This window comes from Anaerostipes sp., from assembly GCF_018381315.1.
Lineage (GTDB): Bacteria > Bacillota > Clostridia > Lachnospirales > Lachnospiraceae > Anaerostipes.
Genome location: NZ_JAGZSD010000014.1, coordinates 68,636 through 84,549, shown reverse-complemented (window position 1 = coordinate 84,549; position 15,914 = coordinate 68,636). Strand labels below are relative to the sequence as shown.

Sequence of the window (15,914 nt, the reverse complement as noted above, 5' to 3'; positions counted from 1 at the left end):
TTTGAGGGGCTTGTACACTTTGCGCGCCAAATGCGATTTGCCACAGGCAAATAATTTCTCTATGCATTTGTGCGCATCCTGCACGGAGTGCTTTTTATTCCATAGGGAGGTTCGGAGAACTTTCCTATGGAATAAAAAAAGTGCTGCCCTAAAATAGGACAACACTTGTTGATTCTATACCACCTATTTCACATACCATCATATGTTATCCTGATAACGGAGGATGCCGGCACAGCTTACTTTGTTCAGCTTGCAACTCAAGAGTGATGTTCCTTATGTGCTACTTGCATCAGGCTCCCACCGCCCCTGACTCGCTCTTTGGCTTTTACAGCATAAGTACTGTCTCTGTCTACGTTTTATTAAAAAATTATATTTGTGTTTATTTTAGTATAGGAGTTTTTAAATGTCAACCATCTTCATAAATTTCCTTCGGCACAAGACCGCTGCTGCCAGCCGGATACCAAATCCCGCAGATCTTCATCTGTGAAACTGCTGGATAAACAGTCTCCTCTGCCGTAATACGAACAACCCTTTTCCACAATATCCTGTATGTTTCCGGAACAGTTTTCACCGATTCCGGCAATCATATGGTCCTTTGGATTTTTTGATAAAAATGGAAATGTACAGTCCAAAAATTCCGGCAGCTCTTCCTGTATATATCTTCTGAAGTTTTTTTCATTGGGCATCTGCGCAAAAAAGCTTCCAGCTGCTTCCGGCATGATGACTGCCATATTCTGCTCTTCGGCAATCTGTTCTATTTTCGTGCGGCGTATCCAAAAGGAGGCATCCTGCCCCTGACCGTGCATCAGGGTGCAGAGCTTTATCTTCTCCTCCGCAATCCGCCTATATTCAGGGAATACCATAAATATATCCGTATCCTTTCCCAATGACCTGGAATAAAAATCACAGAGTATGAATGCCAAGCTTACACCTCCCCGCAGCTGATATAGTCGTTTTTAAATGAAAACCATCGGACCGCCCGCCGGAGTGCCTCTTCCCAAAACACCCAGTCATGCCCGCCTGTCCACTCTTCAAATGTGGCTCTGGCTCCCAAATCGAGCAGCGCTTCTTTAAAAATAAGGTTAAATCTGTACAAAAAATCTTCCGTGCCGCAGCATTGATAGATTTCGGGAAGCCCTTCTGCTTTCCCTCTGTATTTCTCCAGCAGATGATAAATATCTGCCGGGCTTCCTTTTACCTTATCCAGATTTCCGAATATAGACGTGTAAAACGTTTCATCCATCTCATAGTCTCCGAGAAAATCTTCCCGGTCTTTTGTATCCGACAGAACAACCTCTATCTCTCTCACCATATCCAGACTTCCCGAAAAAGCTGCCGCTTTTGCAAATCTTTCCGGCTGTTTTAATGCCAGTTTCATTGCACCGTACCCTCCCATAGACAGCCCTGCTGCAAATGTGTCTTCCCTCTTTTCAGACACAGGAAAATAAGTTTTCACCACTTTTGGCAGTTCCTCACTCAGATAAGTCCAATAATTTTCCCCGCACACAGTGTTCGTATAATAGCTGAGACCTCCGTCCGGCATAATGACCAGAACCTTGCAGCCGGAAAATATCCGTTCAATCGGAACTCTTCGGAGCCATTTTGTCTCATTGTCTCCACCGCCGTGGAGCAGGTAAAGAACCTGCAGCTTTCCTTTTACAATCTCTTTCGGCAATGCCGCGTAAAACCGGGTATTGCGCTTAAGCGCCCTGGAATAAAAATTACAGCTGATCAGACCGATAGGTACCACCCTCTTCCCTTTTTTCTTATGTTTACAATATCTTAAACAGAGACCCGATGACGCACACAAGAATGATCAGTATAACGATTTTCGGTGCAGACATTTTTCTTCCCTTCAGTCCGAAGTATGCCAAAAAGATTACCAGAAGAGGAAGTATTCCCGGTGCGATGGAATCCAGTGTTCCCTGAAGATCAAAAGATTTTGTCTTGACAACTGTGGACAGGCTGACCAGTCCCGCAGACAGTGCACCCATCATAAACATACCGATCATATTGGCTCCGTTTATCATATCTCTTAATTTCCCGGAAGACATGATATTTTTTACAGATGACCGGCCCATTTTGTATCCCAGCCTGTGGAAAACAAGGCCTTCCACATACATCGCCGCTCCTAACAAAAACATGATAACCGGAGCTGCCAGACTGCCTTTTACTGCAAAGCTGCAGCAGAATGCGCTGATCAGCGTAAAGATTGTAGCCAGATCCACTGTGTCACCGATTCCGGCTACAGGGCCCATAAGTCCGGTTTTATAACTGGTGATCATCTCACCCGGCATTTTTTTGTTTTTTGCCCTTTCCTCCTCCATCGCAATGGCACTACCGAAAATCATGCTTCCCCATGTGGCTTCCGTATTAAAAAATGCAAGATGCCGTTTTAGTGCTTCAGAAAGATCCTCCTTATCCGGATAGAGTTTTTCAAGGACAGGTATCATACTGGCCCCATAGGCCAATCCCTGCATTCTTTCATAGTTGGCACTTATTTCTGCAGTCAGCCACCATCGGAAATATGCTTTGTCAATGTCTTTTTTTGTGAGAACAGAGTTCTCTCTGCTTTCCACTTCCACTGCTTCTTTTATGTTGATTTTCTCACTCATCAGCCATCTCCTCCTTTACTTCCCGCTTCATCACGATCATTGTGACTGCAATGCAGACAGCAAATACACCTGCTACCAGTGTATTGATATTTGAGATCTTCACTAGATAAAATCCGATAAGAAACAGCGGGATATATTTTGCTTTTCCAATCATATAGATAATCATTGCAAATCCAACGGCAGGCAGCACTCCTCCTGCAACCTCCAGCCCATGCATCAGCCACTCAGGAATGGCATTCAAAACAGGCTTAACGACATCTGCACCAAAGATGTTTACAAGGAACACCGGCAGGAAAAAGAGCAGCGAGCTTAAAAGAAACGGCCAGATGCTGGCGCAGCGCCACACTCCTTTTGTGTTTCCTTCCTCTGCATATTTATCTGCCTTTACAACAAACATACAGTTTACGATCTTCTTTAAGTTATACAGGAAAGCTCCCAACAGCCCAACCGGCACAGCCAGTGAAATAGCTACCTCCGGTGCCATCCCCGTCTTTAAGGCTATAGGGATAACACACGCCGCTGCGATCCCTTCATCTGCCGGAAGCTGGCCTCCCGGGGCAAAGACTCCCAGATAGATCAGTTTAATGCTTCCTGCAAGAATAATGCCGGTTGCCACATCCCCATAGATTAAGCCTGCAACAAGCCCCATAGTAAACGGTGTTCCCACGGAAATCCAGAAGGTATATCCAAGATATCCATTGGCAATCCAATAAAGCACACCCATGGCAGCTGCCATTGCAATTGTCTGTACATCCATATTAATTCCTCCTTCTTATAGTTTTTCTTTGATCTTAGACAGCTCTGCACAGGAGTCATCCGGTGTGGACTGTAAGATAACCTCAATCCCGGCCCGGCTGATCTGTTCCAGTTTGTCATACTCAGATGCACTCATATAAATACTGCTGTAGACCAGTACCTTCCCGGCATCTGTGGGAATTCCTCCCACTACCAGCCTGGGAAATGCCACACCATTAAAAAAAGCCTCATAACAGGATTCCACATTCTTGAACAGTAAAAATACACTTCCGCTGATACTGTCCAAAAAGCTTCTGGCCCGCTCTGTTTCCACCACATCCACTTTTGTACCTGCAGGTGCAGCCATCATATAGATATCAGCCATAAAATCATCCTGCGCAAGCTCTGAATCCACGATCACAATCCGTTTTGCCGGATAAGCCTTCATCCATTTTGTTACTACCTGTCCGTGTATCAGACGGTAATCAATTCTTGCAATTTGAATCTCAGCCATTTTCTTTCCTCCTTTCATTAAACAGGTCACTGATGATGACGGACCCTCTCCTTGCCGCTTCCACACAGCGGGCACAAGTTTCATCCAGCCCAAGTTCCTCTCTTAGGTTCATAAATTCCAGTATCATCGGCAGGCTCGCTCCGGAGATCACTTTGATCTTTTTGTTCCTGGAGTATTTCAGTGCAAGATTGGCCGGTGTACCTCCCCAGATATCCGTAAAAACAATCCCCCCTCCCTCTTGATCCATTGCTTCTAAAAGTTCTTTCAGCTTTTGTCCGGTCCTCTCAATGTTATCCCCGGGATTCAGGGACCATGAGGCACACCCCTTAACCGGTCCGACGACCAGTGATGCACTGTTCAGCAGCTCTTTCCCAAACCCTCCGTGTGCCGCTATCACCATTCCAATCATCTCTGTCCTCCTTTTGCATGTGGCTGTAAAAAGTTTATATAAGACTATACAGCAAATACTGTGCCAACTTTCTTATGCAAGAGCAAAGCGGGCACACCCTCATTTTTTGAGAGGCTTGTTCATTTTGCGCGCCAGTATTTGTGTGCAGCAAAAAAGAAGCTCTGCAATTCTATGCAGAGCTTCCGCTTTTTGCGGTGATTAATTCGTAAATTAGTTTTATTTCTTTCAGGTTGACTGACACATTATATTTGGATTCTATGACAGATAGGCTGTTTTTTACGTTATTTATGAAATCTGCGTGACACTTCTCAAATGCTGACTCATCATCCGGCATCAGCCTCCCCTTTTCCAGGATCAGACGTTCCACCATGATGCAGATGTGGATATACAGCATCTTTTTCAGATCAACAGAAAATGCTGTGCCGCTGAATGCCTCTATCTTTTCCACCGCTTCCTCCACATCCAGAATAATTTTATCCGGATTCAGGATCGTAAGCTGTCCGATAATATTTCTCATGCTGAAACCCTTGATGATATTTGTCATCACCTGACGTATAACTCTCTCAGGATACTTTCCCCTCAAGCCTTCTTCTATTAAGTGCTTTCCTTTTTCGGTCACGAGATCATTTAAAAGAAGTGTGTGCTTATCCTGAACCTCCAGTTCAATGGTAGAGATGACAAATAGAACATTGTACTTATGAAACACTCCGCACTGTGGCTTTTCAGACGCCAGTTCCTGATACTCACAGGCAGTCACTTCCACTTCCGTCTCTCTGAAGCTCTCCCTGAGCATATCCCTGATCTTGATCGCCGTTCCGATACCTGTGATACAGCAGACCACGATGGCATCTGTCTTTTTCCTCTGCTTGATATAAGTAAAGTTCGTCACGTTATGTTTAACGACCTGTTCCACAATGAAATGGATTCCTTCTCTCTGAAGAATCCTTTCTCCCGCTTCCATGGCCATCTGAGTCGTGATATTATTGATAATTCCGAGATCGCCTTCTACCTCGGCCTGAATATCCTCTGCGATATCCAGCAGGGACCCTGTATCCACAAACAGCAGGAGCCCTTTTGAAGTATCTACCCGCTTCAGATAGTTTCTGATCTTCTTTACAACTTCCTTTTTTTCAATGTCAAACGGCATATCAAAGGCCTCAAAAATGTACTGTCCAAACATACGGTTTGCCATACTGGCAATGCTGGATGCAGTGGCATAGCCATGGGCTACTATAACCGCATTGCTCAGATCGTTCTGCACGTCCATCCTGCAGTAGAAATAAAGTGCAACAAAAATGCGGATCATCTGCGGGCATGCTTCGTAATCAATCGTCTGCCTGGCCATTTCATAAAAGATGGCACTCATTTTATAGCATCTGTACAGCTGCCTGCGTATGAGATCTTCCGTCTTTTTAAGATCCTCCATTTCCTCTTCTGAGTAACTGAGATCCCTGCTGAACAAAAGCAGGGTTCTGCTCAATACAGTCAGCATAGTTCCATTATACTGGAGTCCATAGTTATTCTGGAGATAATACAGAATTTTCTCAATAGCCCCCTGATAAATGCCTTCTGTCATCTCATCACCGCTCACATCCATCACACTGCCGGTGAAGCCTTCCAGCATCTTATAAACCTTTGACCGGAAACGCTCCTGAGAAATGCCATGGTTCTGGAAGCGTCCCAAGAGCCGCTGAAGTTCGCCAAAGTCAAGACTGCTCCGGACCTTCTCTCCCTTCGGGCTGGCTGTCTCTTTGGGCTTCCAGTCCTTATCAATTACCACGGGTTCTGCTATGTACTGTATTTGGGACTTTCCCCTCTCAAACCGGTAATGATCGCTCAAATCCCGTACACGGACTTTTACCGGATCTCCTTCTTCCCTGCAGAATGCACCTGCACAGCACAGCTTTACTGCATTTTTAAGGCTTCCGATGTTGCCCTTTAAATCCAGCATCAAAAGCTGGTTCATGACATTGCTGCTGACCTGAAACCTGCATTCCATTGTTTCAGCTTCCTGAGAAAACAGCCTGCAGATAATCTGAAATCTTTCCTCGATGGTCCTCTCCGAAAACGAAGGAATCTCGATCATCACCGGAACCCTGCGTATGAATGTATCCAGCATGGTACTGATGTCTTCCGTAGTGGCAAAGATCAGACGCACATCCACTTTGGATTCCCGGCTGCTGTCGCCGATCTTTGCTACCACCCCCTTGTCAATATACCTAAACAGCTTTTCCTGCCCTTCCGGCGGAAGCCTGTGGAACTCGTCCAAAAACAAATACCCTCTGTGCGCCTTTTGGAACAGACCCTCCGTGGTTTCTGCAGCTCCTGTAAATGCCCCTTTTCTGTAGCCAAATAAAATAGAGGACAAAAGCTCCTTATTGTTTGCGTAGTCCGCACAGTTTAAGACAACAAACGGAGCATCCTCCGGGATCATTTTTTTATATTTTGCGTAGCGGTATATGTATTCTGCCAGCATGCTTTTTCCGACACCGCTGGGTCCCAGAATCATAACCGGCATCCCTCTGTTTGGATAGCTGGCAGCCAGGCGGCATTTATCCACTTGGTCTTTCAGGCTTTTGTCATAGCCGATGAAGCCGTGGAACGGGTTCTCTTCATCTCTTTCTTCCTCAGCTTCCTCCCGGTCGGAGTAAAACAGCACCGGTCTGGTCTTTATTTTTCTGATCTTTCCTTCCGCTGCCAGTTCATTGAGCAGGCTGCTGGCAAGATTTCTTGGAATACCCAAACTTTGGGCAAGCCGCGATGCATCCACTCCCTGCGTTTTTCCTCTGGCCTTCTTTTCAACCTGTTCCAAAAGCCTTTGTTTATTGGTCTTTTTCTCTCTCTCCATAGCTTTCCCTCCAGCTATTATGACATTTCAGAACGAAATTCGAATTATCCATACAATTTTATGGATTTTATCTTTTACAATATGTTACCATAGAAAGTAATAAGATTATATCAAAATACCAAAATAAATCAGGTAACATTTGGAGGTTTTATCTCATGCAAACACTTTCTTATAAGATCGAAGCACACAACGGACTGCATGCCCGTCCCTGTGTGTCCATTATCGCTTTGGCAAGAAGCACCGGCTGTTCTATTCTGCTTTCCTGCAACGGAAATGAAGCTGCCGCCCAAAACCCTATTGATCTCATGGCTCTGGGAGCCTGCTGCGGAGATGAGTTGTTTATCACGGTTGAGGGGCCGGATGAAGAATCTGTAAAACAGCAGCTTTTAACAATATTAGAGACCGAACTCTGATACTATTCTGCTTTTTATGGTATAATATAGGCAATATGACGATTAGTCAGAAACTAACTACTAAAAGGAGATATCGGGGGATGATGACTCGAAATTTTACATTGCTGACGGATTTATATGAACTGACCATGATGCAGGGATATTATAAGTCCGGCAACGATGAAACTGTGATCTTTGATGTCTTTTACCGGGACAACCCATCCGGCAGCGGCTATGCCATCACCTGCGGACTTGACCTGGTGACAGACTATATCAAAAATCTGTCTTTTTCTTATGAAGATATTGATTACTTGCGAAGCCTTGGCCTGTTTGACGAAGATTTTCTGGAATACCTTGCCGGATACCATTTTACCGGCGATATTCATGCCATACCGGAAGGAACTGTTGTATTTCCAATGGAGCCTCTCCTGAAGGTGACGGCACCTATGATGGAAGCCCAGCTCATTGAGACTGCCATCCTAAACATTATAAACCATCAGAGCCTGATCGCTACAAAAGCCTCACGGGTGGTCTATGCGGCCGGAGGCAGCGGTGTGATGGAATTTGGTTTAAGACGCGCCCAGGGTGCCGATGCAGGTACTTACGGTGCAAGAGCTGCAGTGATCGGAGGATGTGACGGGACTTCCAATGTACTTGCCGGAAAGATGTTTGATATTCCGGTGCTGGGTACTCATGCCCACAGCTGGATTATGAGTTTCCCGGATGAGTATACTGCATTTAAAACCTATGCCTCTCTTTACCCGGATGCCTGCCTGCTGCTTGTAGACACCTATGACACATTAAAATCCGGTGTTCCCAATGCAATCCGGGTATTCAAAGAGCTGAGAGAACAGGGCATCCAGCCTAAAAAGATCGGTATCCGCTTAGACAGCGGAGATCTGGCTTATCTGTCTAAAAAGGCCAGAGTTATGCTGGATGAAGCCGGATTCCCCGAAGCCATTATCTCTGCCTCCAGTGACCTGGATGAGAATCTTATACAGAGCCTTAAGCTTCAGGGTGCACCGATTACTTCCTGGGGAGTTGGCACAAAGCTGATCACATCTTCAGACTGTCCTGCGTTCGGCGGAGTTTATAAACTTGCCGCTGCAAAACATAGAGATGAGAAGAACTTTACAGCCAAAATAAAAATTTCAGAGAATCCCGTAAAAGTAACCAATCCGGGGGACAAAACAGTCTACAGGATTTATGACAAGATTACGGGCAAAATCCGTGCGGATTTAATCTGCCTTGCAGAAGAGTCTTATTCTTCCAAGGAAGATCTGGTAATCTTTGATCCGGCTGCCACCTGGAAAAAGTCTACAATCATAGGCGGAACCTATACACTGAGAGAACTCCTCGTTCCCGTGTTCCTGAAAGGACAGTGTGTATACGAAAATCCTTCCGCTATGGAGATCAGAGATTACTGTATCGGTGAACTCAATACTCTCTGGGATGAGACAAGGCGTCTGGTTAATCCCCAGAATGTGTATGTGGATCTTTCAAAGTCTCTCTATGATCTGAAGAATGAGCTGCTGTCACAAAAAGTGTGACAATTTGCAGTTGTTTTTACCATCTTTCGGGACTGTGTTTACAGGCAGTCCGGAAAGCCAATAAAGTATGTCAAAGTATTGAAAGGAGAATCTCTATGATTCGTTTTTTTGCTGATATTATATATCTGTTTTTCTTTTTGACTCTGACCTTCCCATTATATCCTCTGTTCAATCACTGGAACAGGACCGGTCAGGAACATAAAAGGGCTGAAAAAGCCCAGTCCATGGTTATGAATGCCTTTAAAATCTGTCTGGGATTTGCAGGAACGAAAATTATTGTGGACGGCCGTGAGAATATTCCAGAGGACACAGCAGTTCTTTTTGTGGGAAATCACAGCAGTTACTATGATATTCTGTGCAGCTACGTGGCAACTCCCCACGGTGCAGGCTTTTTTGCAAAAAACGAGATGGGCAAAATCCCTTGTTTAAGCCACTGGATGACATTTATCAACTGCCTGTTTCTGGACAGGAAAAACATAAAAGAAGGTATGAAAACCATCAACAAGGGTACAGAATATTTGAAAAACGGTTTTTCTATGGTGATCTTCCCCGAGGGGACAAGAAGCCAGGATGAAGAGCCTCACGCATTTAAGGAAGGAAGCTTACGACCTGCTCTGAAAGCGAAGGTTCCGGTTATTCCTATGGCTATTTCCGGGACGGCAGATATTCTGGAAAACAACAAGAAATATACAGTAAAGCCGGCCGAAGTGCATATTACATTCGGCGCACCGATCTACCCTGACCAGCTGGACCGTCAGACTCAGAAACATTTGGGCGCCGCAGTTCGTGAAGAAATTATCGAAATGAGAAAAAAACATAAGACAATGGCTTAAAAAGATGATATAATGTCATTTAGGCATGCCGTGTGAAGGCATGAAGTTAAAGATGTAAAGAGCCAGGAGGAAGAAAGAAATGCAAGTATGGATGGTTTTATTGATTATCGCGGTTATAATTCTTGCTGTTCTTGCCATTCTGTATTTTGTAGGAAACAAACTTCAGAAAAAGCAGGAAGCCCAGCGCGAACAGCTGGAAAGCGCAGCACAGATGTATTCAATGCTGGTCATTGATAAGAAGAAGATGAAGATGACAGAAGCAGGATTCCCGAAAATGGTTATCGACCAGATTCCGAAGCGTGCCAAAATTGCCAAAGTGCCTGTGGTAAAAGTAAAGATCGGACCAAAGATCACTCCATTGTTATGTGATGAACTGATTTATGACCAGGTACCTGTAAAAGCTGAGATTAAGGCCAAAGTCAGCGGCATATATATTACCGAAATCCACAATCTGCGGAATGTTGCACCGCCGCAGGAACCAAAAGGATTCTTCAAGAAGTTTAAGAAAAAAACAATTGAAGCATCCAGAAATGTATCAGGCAAAAAATAAAAAAAGACAGACGGAAGACTTGCACTTCTGTCTGTCTTTTTTTCATTTTACTCTGGCTCCAAATACTCAGAGACTGGGCTGTTATTTTTCTCCCATCCCTGATCAATCTTTTCTTCCATCTCCTCCATAGTCAGCAGACCGCTTAAGGAGTCATATTCTGTGACGCAGCAGGCTCCGGCAGCTGCTGCGAGAGAAAGACAGCGCCCAGGCTCTTTTCCTTCCAGCAGAGCCGTAAGAAATGCGGCAATGCTGACATCGCCGGCACCGGTGGCAGAGCGGACCCTCTCTGCCTGATAGCTGGGCTCAAATAACTCAATGTCCTGCCAGCTCTCCGGCAGCTCCTGGCTTTTCCCGGTCTTAAGATACAGACCTTTGATGCCGCATTTTATCAGAACAATTCCGGCGCCCCATGTAAGCAGCCGGTCTGCAAGAGGCCGAATGTCATTCTCTATTTCGAGATATTCGGTCAGATCACCTCCGGATGCCCTTTCCATCCATTGATCATATCTGTCCCGGTCGATGAGAAAGCAGATTTCCTCCGCACTCGGCACAAAAAAGTCTACTTTGGGCAGAAGCTCCTGAAGCAGAGCCGGCCAGTCAGCTTTGGCCGCATCGCTGTCTTCCTCAATAGCGGTTAAATCCAGAGAAGTCTTTACTCCCAGTTCTTTTACCCGGGAAAAAATCTCCACAAGTTCATCCGGATGTTCAAACATCCTTCTCATAATCGTCGGATAGCCGAGATGGAACAAGTCTGCCTGCGCAATCTCCTCAAAATCCAAGTCATCTAATCCAAAGACATCATTGGCCCCCGGATTATGAAAAAAGATCCGGTCGATCCCGGGAGGGGCAAGCACGACTGTATATGCCGTAGAACAGTCCTTTGAAACGGCAGCCCCTTGTCTCCCTCCATGCCGGTCTAAAAGATCCAGAACCAGTTTTCCGAACGCATCATCTCCCACTTTTCCCATCAGAGACACATCAGCACCAAAATGCCGGAAAGCAAGTCCGGTATTTGCGACGGCTCCCCCGGTATGGATAGAAGCTTCTCCTACCTGCATAAGCTTTCCCGGAAGAAACCACTCTGCAGCACTTTTCTTCTCCCCTTCCCGGCTGTCGTGAAACTCCGGTGTGATATCCAGACACAGACATCCTGCAACGACAACTTTTTTCATAGACACCTCCTGTCAATCATACTTCAAAATATTCACAAAAAGCTGCACCTCCCTTGTCCGGGCGGCACAGCTTTCCTGTTCCACTATTTTTTTGCTCTTCGCTCTTCAATCTTTACGATAACATATCCCTGGTCTTCGGTATCAATATAGCCGAGCCTTAAATACTGTCCGTCTTTCTTGATATATCCTCCCTGTGTAGACGGAAGATGGTATCCGAACTTTTTGATAAAACGGTCTCCGTAGGAAAAATGCACACCTCTGATGTCGAAGCTTTCCTGCTCCGTATCTTCATTGGTCTCTCCTCCCTTGGACGCCGGAATAAAATTCTCTACATATCCTTCTACCGTCTTATAATCTCCCTGCTTATAGGTGTGGATGATCCTCACATATCCATAACAGAATCTTAAAGCTGTCACGGCACAGATTACCAGACATACGCCTCCCAGAAGCTTAAAAAAAGACTTTTTAGAAGCAAGTACCAGAATCAGCCCGATCACTCCCAAGACAGCAAACGGAATGACCCAGTGAGGCTGAATCGTAAAATTGCTAGCTTCATACCATAGTTTCATATAATTTACTCCTCCAATATTAATCACAGTGACTGAGGACTTTATCAAACTCCATCGGACCGCCGAACAAATCCAGGGCGCTTCCGATCGTCACATCTACCTTCCCTTTTCCTTCTCTTTTAATCAATTCAAGGTCATCAAAATCCTTAATGCCCCCCGCATAGGTCACAGGATTCCCTGAATAAGCCCCAAGGATACGCACCAGGCCTTCATCAATGCCCTGCCCTTTTCCTTCCACATCAACCCCGTGGATGAGGTATTCTGTGCAGTACTCTTCCAGCTCTTTCAGCCGTTCCTCTGTAAGGACCACATCTGTGAACTTCTGCCAGCGGTCGGTAACGATATAATACTTTCCATCCTTCCTGCGGCAGCTGAGATCCAGCACCAGATGCTCCCGTCCCACCGCCTGCACAAGCTTTTTCAGCCGGTCAAGCCGGACTGCACCGTCAGAGAATACGAACGAGGTCACAACCACATGGGAAGCTCCCTGCTCAATGAAAAAGGAAGCATTTTCATCTGTGATGCCGCCCCCTATCTGAAGCCCTCCCGGAAATGCACGAAGTGCTGACAGCGCTTCTTCCACATCGGCATCATAGTACTCTGAGCTTTTTGGATTCAGGATAATGATATGCCCTCCGGACAACTGATGCTTTCTGTATAGTTTACCATAAAAACTTCCATCGTGTACGGAAACAAAATTTTCTTCTGCACAGTCTCCCTTGTCTAAAAGGCTGCCGCCTACGATCTGTTTTATCTTTCCGTTATGTATGTCAATGCATGGCCTGAATTTCATGTTCTTTATCCTCTTTTCTTACGTTTACCAGGAATCCAGCTCCTCCAGCATACGGAAGGCTTTGCCCCTGGGCTCTGCCTTATAAGTACATGCCTCCCCGGTCTCCGGATGAAGAAAACAGATTCTGGTAGCATAGAGGCCGATCTCCTCATACTGCTTTTTTGTCTTCCGGAACTTTGGGTTGTACTTGGTGTCTCCGTACAGCCCGAATCCTCTCTCTGCGAACTGGACACGGATCTGATGGTGCCTGCCGGTCATCAGGTGAATCAGACAGTAGGAAAACTTTCCTTCCCCGGTCTCCACCATATCCAGCACTTCATAAGAAAGCTGCGCTTTCTTTGCGCCCGGTGTTCCCTCTTTTACTGCGGCAGACAGATTTTTCTTTTCATCCTTCTTCAGATAATCGGTAAAAACTCCGTCCTCTTCAGGAAGCCATCCGGCTGCCACTGCCTGGTAATCCTTCTCAAAAATATGCTCCCTGACCTGCTGGCTTAACTCTGCAGCAGCCTCCTTGGTTCTGGCGAATACCATGACGCCTCCTACAGGGCGGTCCAGACGGTGGATCATATACAGTTCCGGCTCCCGGTCAAGGTTTTCCTCATAAAAAAGCTGGTTCTTCAGACTGTGGAACACATCCATATCCCCGGTCTTGTCATCTGCCGCCGGCATGCCGGCCGGTTTTTCACATACGGCGATATGGTCATCTTTATAAAGTATCTTTACATCTTTTTTTCTTCTCATGACTGCTCCTACATCTTAAAGCGGTATCCCACGCCCCATATCGTCTCAATATACTGAGGCTTTGCAGTATTAAGCTCAATCTTTTCACGGATCTTCTTAATATGCACAGTGACTGTGGCAATATCTCCAAGGGATTCCATATCCCAAATTTTATTAAATAATTCTTCTTTTGTAAACACCCGATTTGGATGGCTGGCAAGAAATGTGAGAAGATCAAATTCTTTTGTGGTAAATGCCTTTTCTTCCCCGTTCAGATAAACTCTTCTCGCTGTCTTATCAATCTTTAAGCCGCGGATCTCAACAACATCATTCTCCTGGCAGTTGCTGGACACCAGACGGCGGTAACGCTCTAAATGAGCTTTTACTCTGGCCACCAATTCACTGGGACTGAACGGCTTCGTGATATAGTCATCCGCTCCCAGACCTAAACCGCGGATCTTGTCAATATCCTCTTTTTTAGCGGATACCATCAGAATCGGGATATCCTTTTTTTCCCGGAGCTGCTTGCAGATCTCAAATCCGTCTATGCCGGGAAGCATAATATCCAGGATCACCATGTCAAAATCCTCAGTGAGGCCCAGCTTTAACCCTTTCTCACCATCCGTCTCGATCTCAACCTCAAAGGAGCTGAGTTCCAGATAATCCTTCTCAAGTTCTGCGATAGCCAATTCATCTTCTACAATTAAAACTCTACTCATTTTTCTCTTCCTCCTGGGTGTCTACAATCTTGTTTAATGTAAAAAATATTGTGGTGCCTGAGCGCAGCTTGCTCTCAGCCCATATCTCTCCCCCATGCTCTTCAATAATCTTCTTGCAGATCGAAAGTCCCAGCCCGCTGCCGCCGGCAGAATTTCTGGACATGTCCGCGCGGTATGTCCTCCTGAAGATATTCGGAAGATCCTCCCTGGAAATGCCGATACCGTTGTCCTTGATAGCAACCTGAATCTTGCGGTCCAGTTCCTTCAGTGTGATGCTGACCTTTCCTTTTGCCTTGTTGGTATACTTGCATGCATTGTTAATGATATTGTTCATTACCCGCTTTAACTGTTCCGGGTCAGCCATCACTGCCACATTGGCTGAGCAGTAATTGCTGTATGAGAACATCATTCCCTTTTGCTCCAAATCTGATCCGATCTCATCCACACAATCTTTAAAATAGGCATTGATATCAATCTTTCTGAAATTATAGGGAATGATATTGGAATCAATCTTAGAATATAAGGACAGTTCATTGATCAGTACATCCATATCATTGGCTTTATTGTAAATTGTCTTAATATAGCGGTCCATCTTCTCCGGCGTATCTGCCACGCCGTCCATGATTCCTTCCACATATCCTTTAATCGCTGTAATCGGAGTCTTCAGGTCATGGGATATATTGCTGATCAGATCCCGGTTCTGCTTCTCATAAATAATGCGTGCCTCTATAGACTCTTTTAACTCTGCCCTCATGGCATTAAAAGATGCACAAAGCTCTCCGATCTCATCCTTGCTGTTGATCTCCACATCGTCGTCCAGGTTGCCTTCCTTGATCCGGTCAGCTCCTTCCTTCAGCTTCTTTAACGGCCGTATAAACTCAGAATACATGAACCATGAGAGCAGAAAGCTGGTAAGTATCAGAATCGCCACAATAGAGAAGAAAACCTGGCTGATAATGTTCTTATAATGGGGCAGGACAGTCTCCAGATCCGTCAGGATAAAGGCGGAACCTTTGCTGCCGTCCGTATACCGGAAATCCTGCTGCTTCACAAGAAAGTTTTCCGGTCTTCCGAGGAAAACCCCGCTGTCCTGGCTGCTGATGTCGCTGCCGAACCTGGGAAGCTTTTTCTCAATCTCAGTGTGGTCCTCCTTAGACCCCCGGTAGACGATCGTTTTTCCTTTTCTGATAATCAGGTAAGACTCTTTGTCCTTTAATGCCCGGTTTATCCTGTTTAAATACTGCTCACTTTCAAAATCTCCGGGACTCTCAATGGCACTTCTCTTCAAATCGCTGAAGCTTTCCTTTGTCTCATTGTTCATAGTCTTCAGCGGATTGGCCAGGCCTTCAATGCCTTTGGAATAGATGTTTTCATTGGTTGTCCGCATATACCCTACACTTAAAGCAGCGATTGATACTACCATTAAAAAAATAGGCAGTATAATCGCTGGCAAAAATATAATTCTGACTTTGTTCACTACTTTCATGACCCCCGT

17 protein-coding genes are annotated in these 15,914 nt (G+C 45.5%); 4 read left to right on the top strand and 13 right to left on the bottom strand.

Features of this window, described 5'->3' with window-relative positions; translation table 11 throughout:
• Positions 1-416: 416 nt before the first annotated feature.
• From KH180_RS11565 to KH180_RS11535, 7 genes are all read right to left on the bottom strand, one after another.
• Positions 417-923, bottom strand: a complete 507-nt coding sequence (locus KH180_RS11565; protein ID WP_290760404.1) for an alpha/beta hydrolase-fold protein — start codon at positions 921-923, stop codon at positions 417-419.
• Positions 924-925: 2 nt separating this feature from the next.
• Complete coding sequence (locus KH180_RS11560; RefSeq protein ID WP_290760402.1) at positions 926-1,750, bottom strand: alpha/beta hydrolase; 825 nt, start codon at positions 1,748-1,750, stop codon at positions 926-928.
• 22 nt (positions 1,751-1,772) lie between these two features.
• The gene (locus KH180_RS11555; RefSeq protein ID WP_290760400.1) at positions 1,773-2,615 is read right to left on the bottom strand and encodes a PTS system mannose/fructose/sorbose family transporter subunit IID; all 843 of its coding nucleotides are present in this window, start codon (positions 2,613-2,615) and stop codon (positions 1,773-1,775) included.
• Positions 2,608-3,372 carry a PTS sugar transporter subunit IIC gene (locus KH180_RS11550; protein WP_290760398.1) on the bottom strand — a complete coding sequence of 255 codons (765 nt, stop codon included), beginning with the start codon at positions 3,370-3,372 and terminating at the stop codon, positions 2,608-2,610. Before KH180_RS11550 ends, KH180_RS11555 begins: the two co-directional genes overlap by 8 nt.
• A 15-nt stretch (positions 3,373-3,387) precedes the next feature.
• Positions 3,388-3,864, bottom strand: a complete 477-nt coding sequence (locus tag KH180_RS11545; protein ID WP_290760396.1) for a PTS sugar transporter subunit IIB — start codon at positions 3,862-3,864, stop codon at positions 3,388-3,390.
• The gene (locus KH180_RS11540; protein ID WP_290760394.1) at positions 3,857-4,273 is read right to left on the bottom strand and encodes a PTS sugar transporter subunit IIA; all 417 of its coding nucleotides are present in this window, start codon (positions 4,271-4,273) and stop codon (positions 3,857-3,859) included. The genes KH180_RS11545 and KH180_RS11540 overlap by 8 nt, the downstream gene beginning before the upstream one ends.
• Before the next feature lie 169 nt (positions 4,274-4,442).
• Positions 4,443-7,121 carry a sigma 54-interacting transcriptional regulator gene (locus tag KH180_RS11535; RefSeq protein WP_290760392.1) on the bottom strand — a complete coding sequence of 893 codons (2,679 nt, stop codon included), beginning with the start codon at positions 7,119-7,121 and terminating at the stop codon, positions 4,443-4,445.
• A gap of 155 nt (positions 7,122-7,276) precedes the next feature.
• On the opposite strand from KH180_RS11535, the gene KH180_RS11530 reads away from it, so the two are divergent.
• The 4 genes from KH180_RS11530 (at position 7,277) to KH180_RS11515 (ending at position 10,446) form a co-directional block, all read left to right on the top strand.
• Complete coding sequence (locus tag KH180_RS11530; protein ID WP_290760390.1) at positions 7,277-7,534, top strand: HPr family phosphocarrier protein; 258 nt, start codon at positions 7,277-7,279, stop codon at positions 7,532-7,534.
• An 80-nt stretch (positions 7,535-7,614) separates the two neighbouring features.
• Positions 7,615-9,063: a nicotinate phosphoribosyltransferase gene (locus tag KH180_RS11525; RefSeq protein WP_290760388.1), complete on the top strand. Its 1,449-nt coding sequence runs from the start codon at positions 7,615-7,617 to the stop codon at positions 9,061-9,063.
• 95 nt (positions 9,064-9,158) lie between these two features.
• Complete coding sequence (locus KH180_RS11520; RefSeq protein WP_290760386.1) at positions 9,159-9,896, top strand: lysophospholipid acyltransferase family protein; 738 nt, start codon at positions 9,159-9,161, stop codon at positions 9,894-9,896.
• A gap of 79 nt (positions 9,897-9,975) precedes the next feature.
• Positions 9,976-10,446, top strand: coding sequence for a hypothetical protein (locus KH180_RS11515; RefSeq protein WP_290760384.1), 471 nt, complete (start codon positions 9,976-9,978; stop codon positions 10,444-10,446).
• A gap of 47 nt (positions 10,447-10,493) precedes the next feature.
• Here the strand turns inward: KH180_RS11515 and KH180_RS11510 are convergent, their stop codons facing one another.
• The 6 genes from KH180_RS11510 to KH180_RS11485 form a co-directional block, all read right to left on the bottom strand.
• Complete coding sequence (locus tag KH180_RS11510; RefSeq protein WP_290760382.1) at positions 10,494-11,618, bottom strand: carbohydrate kinase family protein; 1,125 nt, start codon at positions 11,616-11,618, stop codon at positions 10,494-10,496.
• 83 nt (positions 11,619-11,701) lie between these two features.
• On the bottom strand, positions 11,702-12,187 hold the full coding sequence (locus KH180_RS11505) for a hypothetical protein (RefSeq protein WP_290760380.1): 486 nt from the start codon (positions 12,185-12,187) through the stop codon (positions 11,702-11,704).
• Between the two features lie 19 nt (positions 12,188-12,206).
• Positions 12,207-12,980 carry a phosphoribosylformimino-5-aminoimidazole carboxamide ribotide isomerase gene (gene hisA, locus KH180_RS11500; RefSeq protein WP_290760378.1) on the bottom strand — a complete coding sequence of 258 codons (774 nt, stop codon included), beginning with the start codon at positions 12,978-12,980 and terminating at the stop codon, positions 12,207-12,209.
• 24 nt (positions 12,981-13,004) lie between these two features.
• Complete coding sequence (locus KH180_RS11495) at positions 13,005-13,721, bottom strand: RluA family pseudouridine synthase (RefSeq protein ID WP_290760376.1); 717 nt, start codon at positions 13,719-13,721, stop codon at positions 13,005-13,007.
• A gap of 8 nt (positions 13,722-13,729) precedes the next feature.
• Positions 13,730-14,419 (bottom strand): response regulator transcription factor, encoded by a 690-nt coding sequence (locus tag KH180_RS11490; RefSeq protein ID WP_290760374.1) that lies wholly within the window; start codon positions 14,417-14,419, stop codon positions 13,730-13,732.
• Positions 14,412-15,905: a sensor histidine kinase gene (locus KH180_RS11485; protein ID WP_290760373.1), complete on the bottom strand. Its 1,494-nt coding sequence runs from the start codon at positions 15,903-15,905 to the stop codon at positions 14,412-14,414. Before KH180_RS11485 ends, KH180_RS11490 begins: the two co-directional genes overlap by 8 nt.
• Positions 15,906-15,914: the final 9 nt, after the last annotated feature.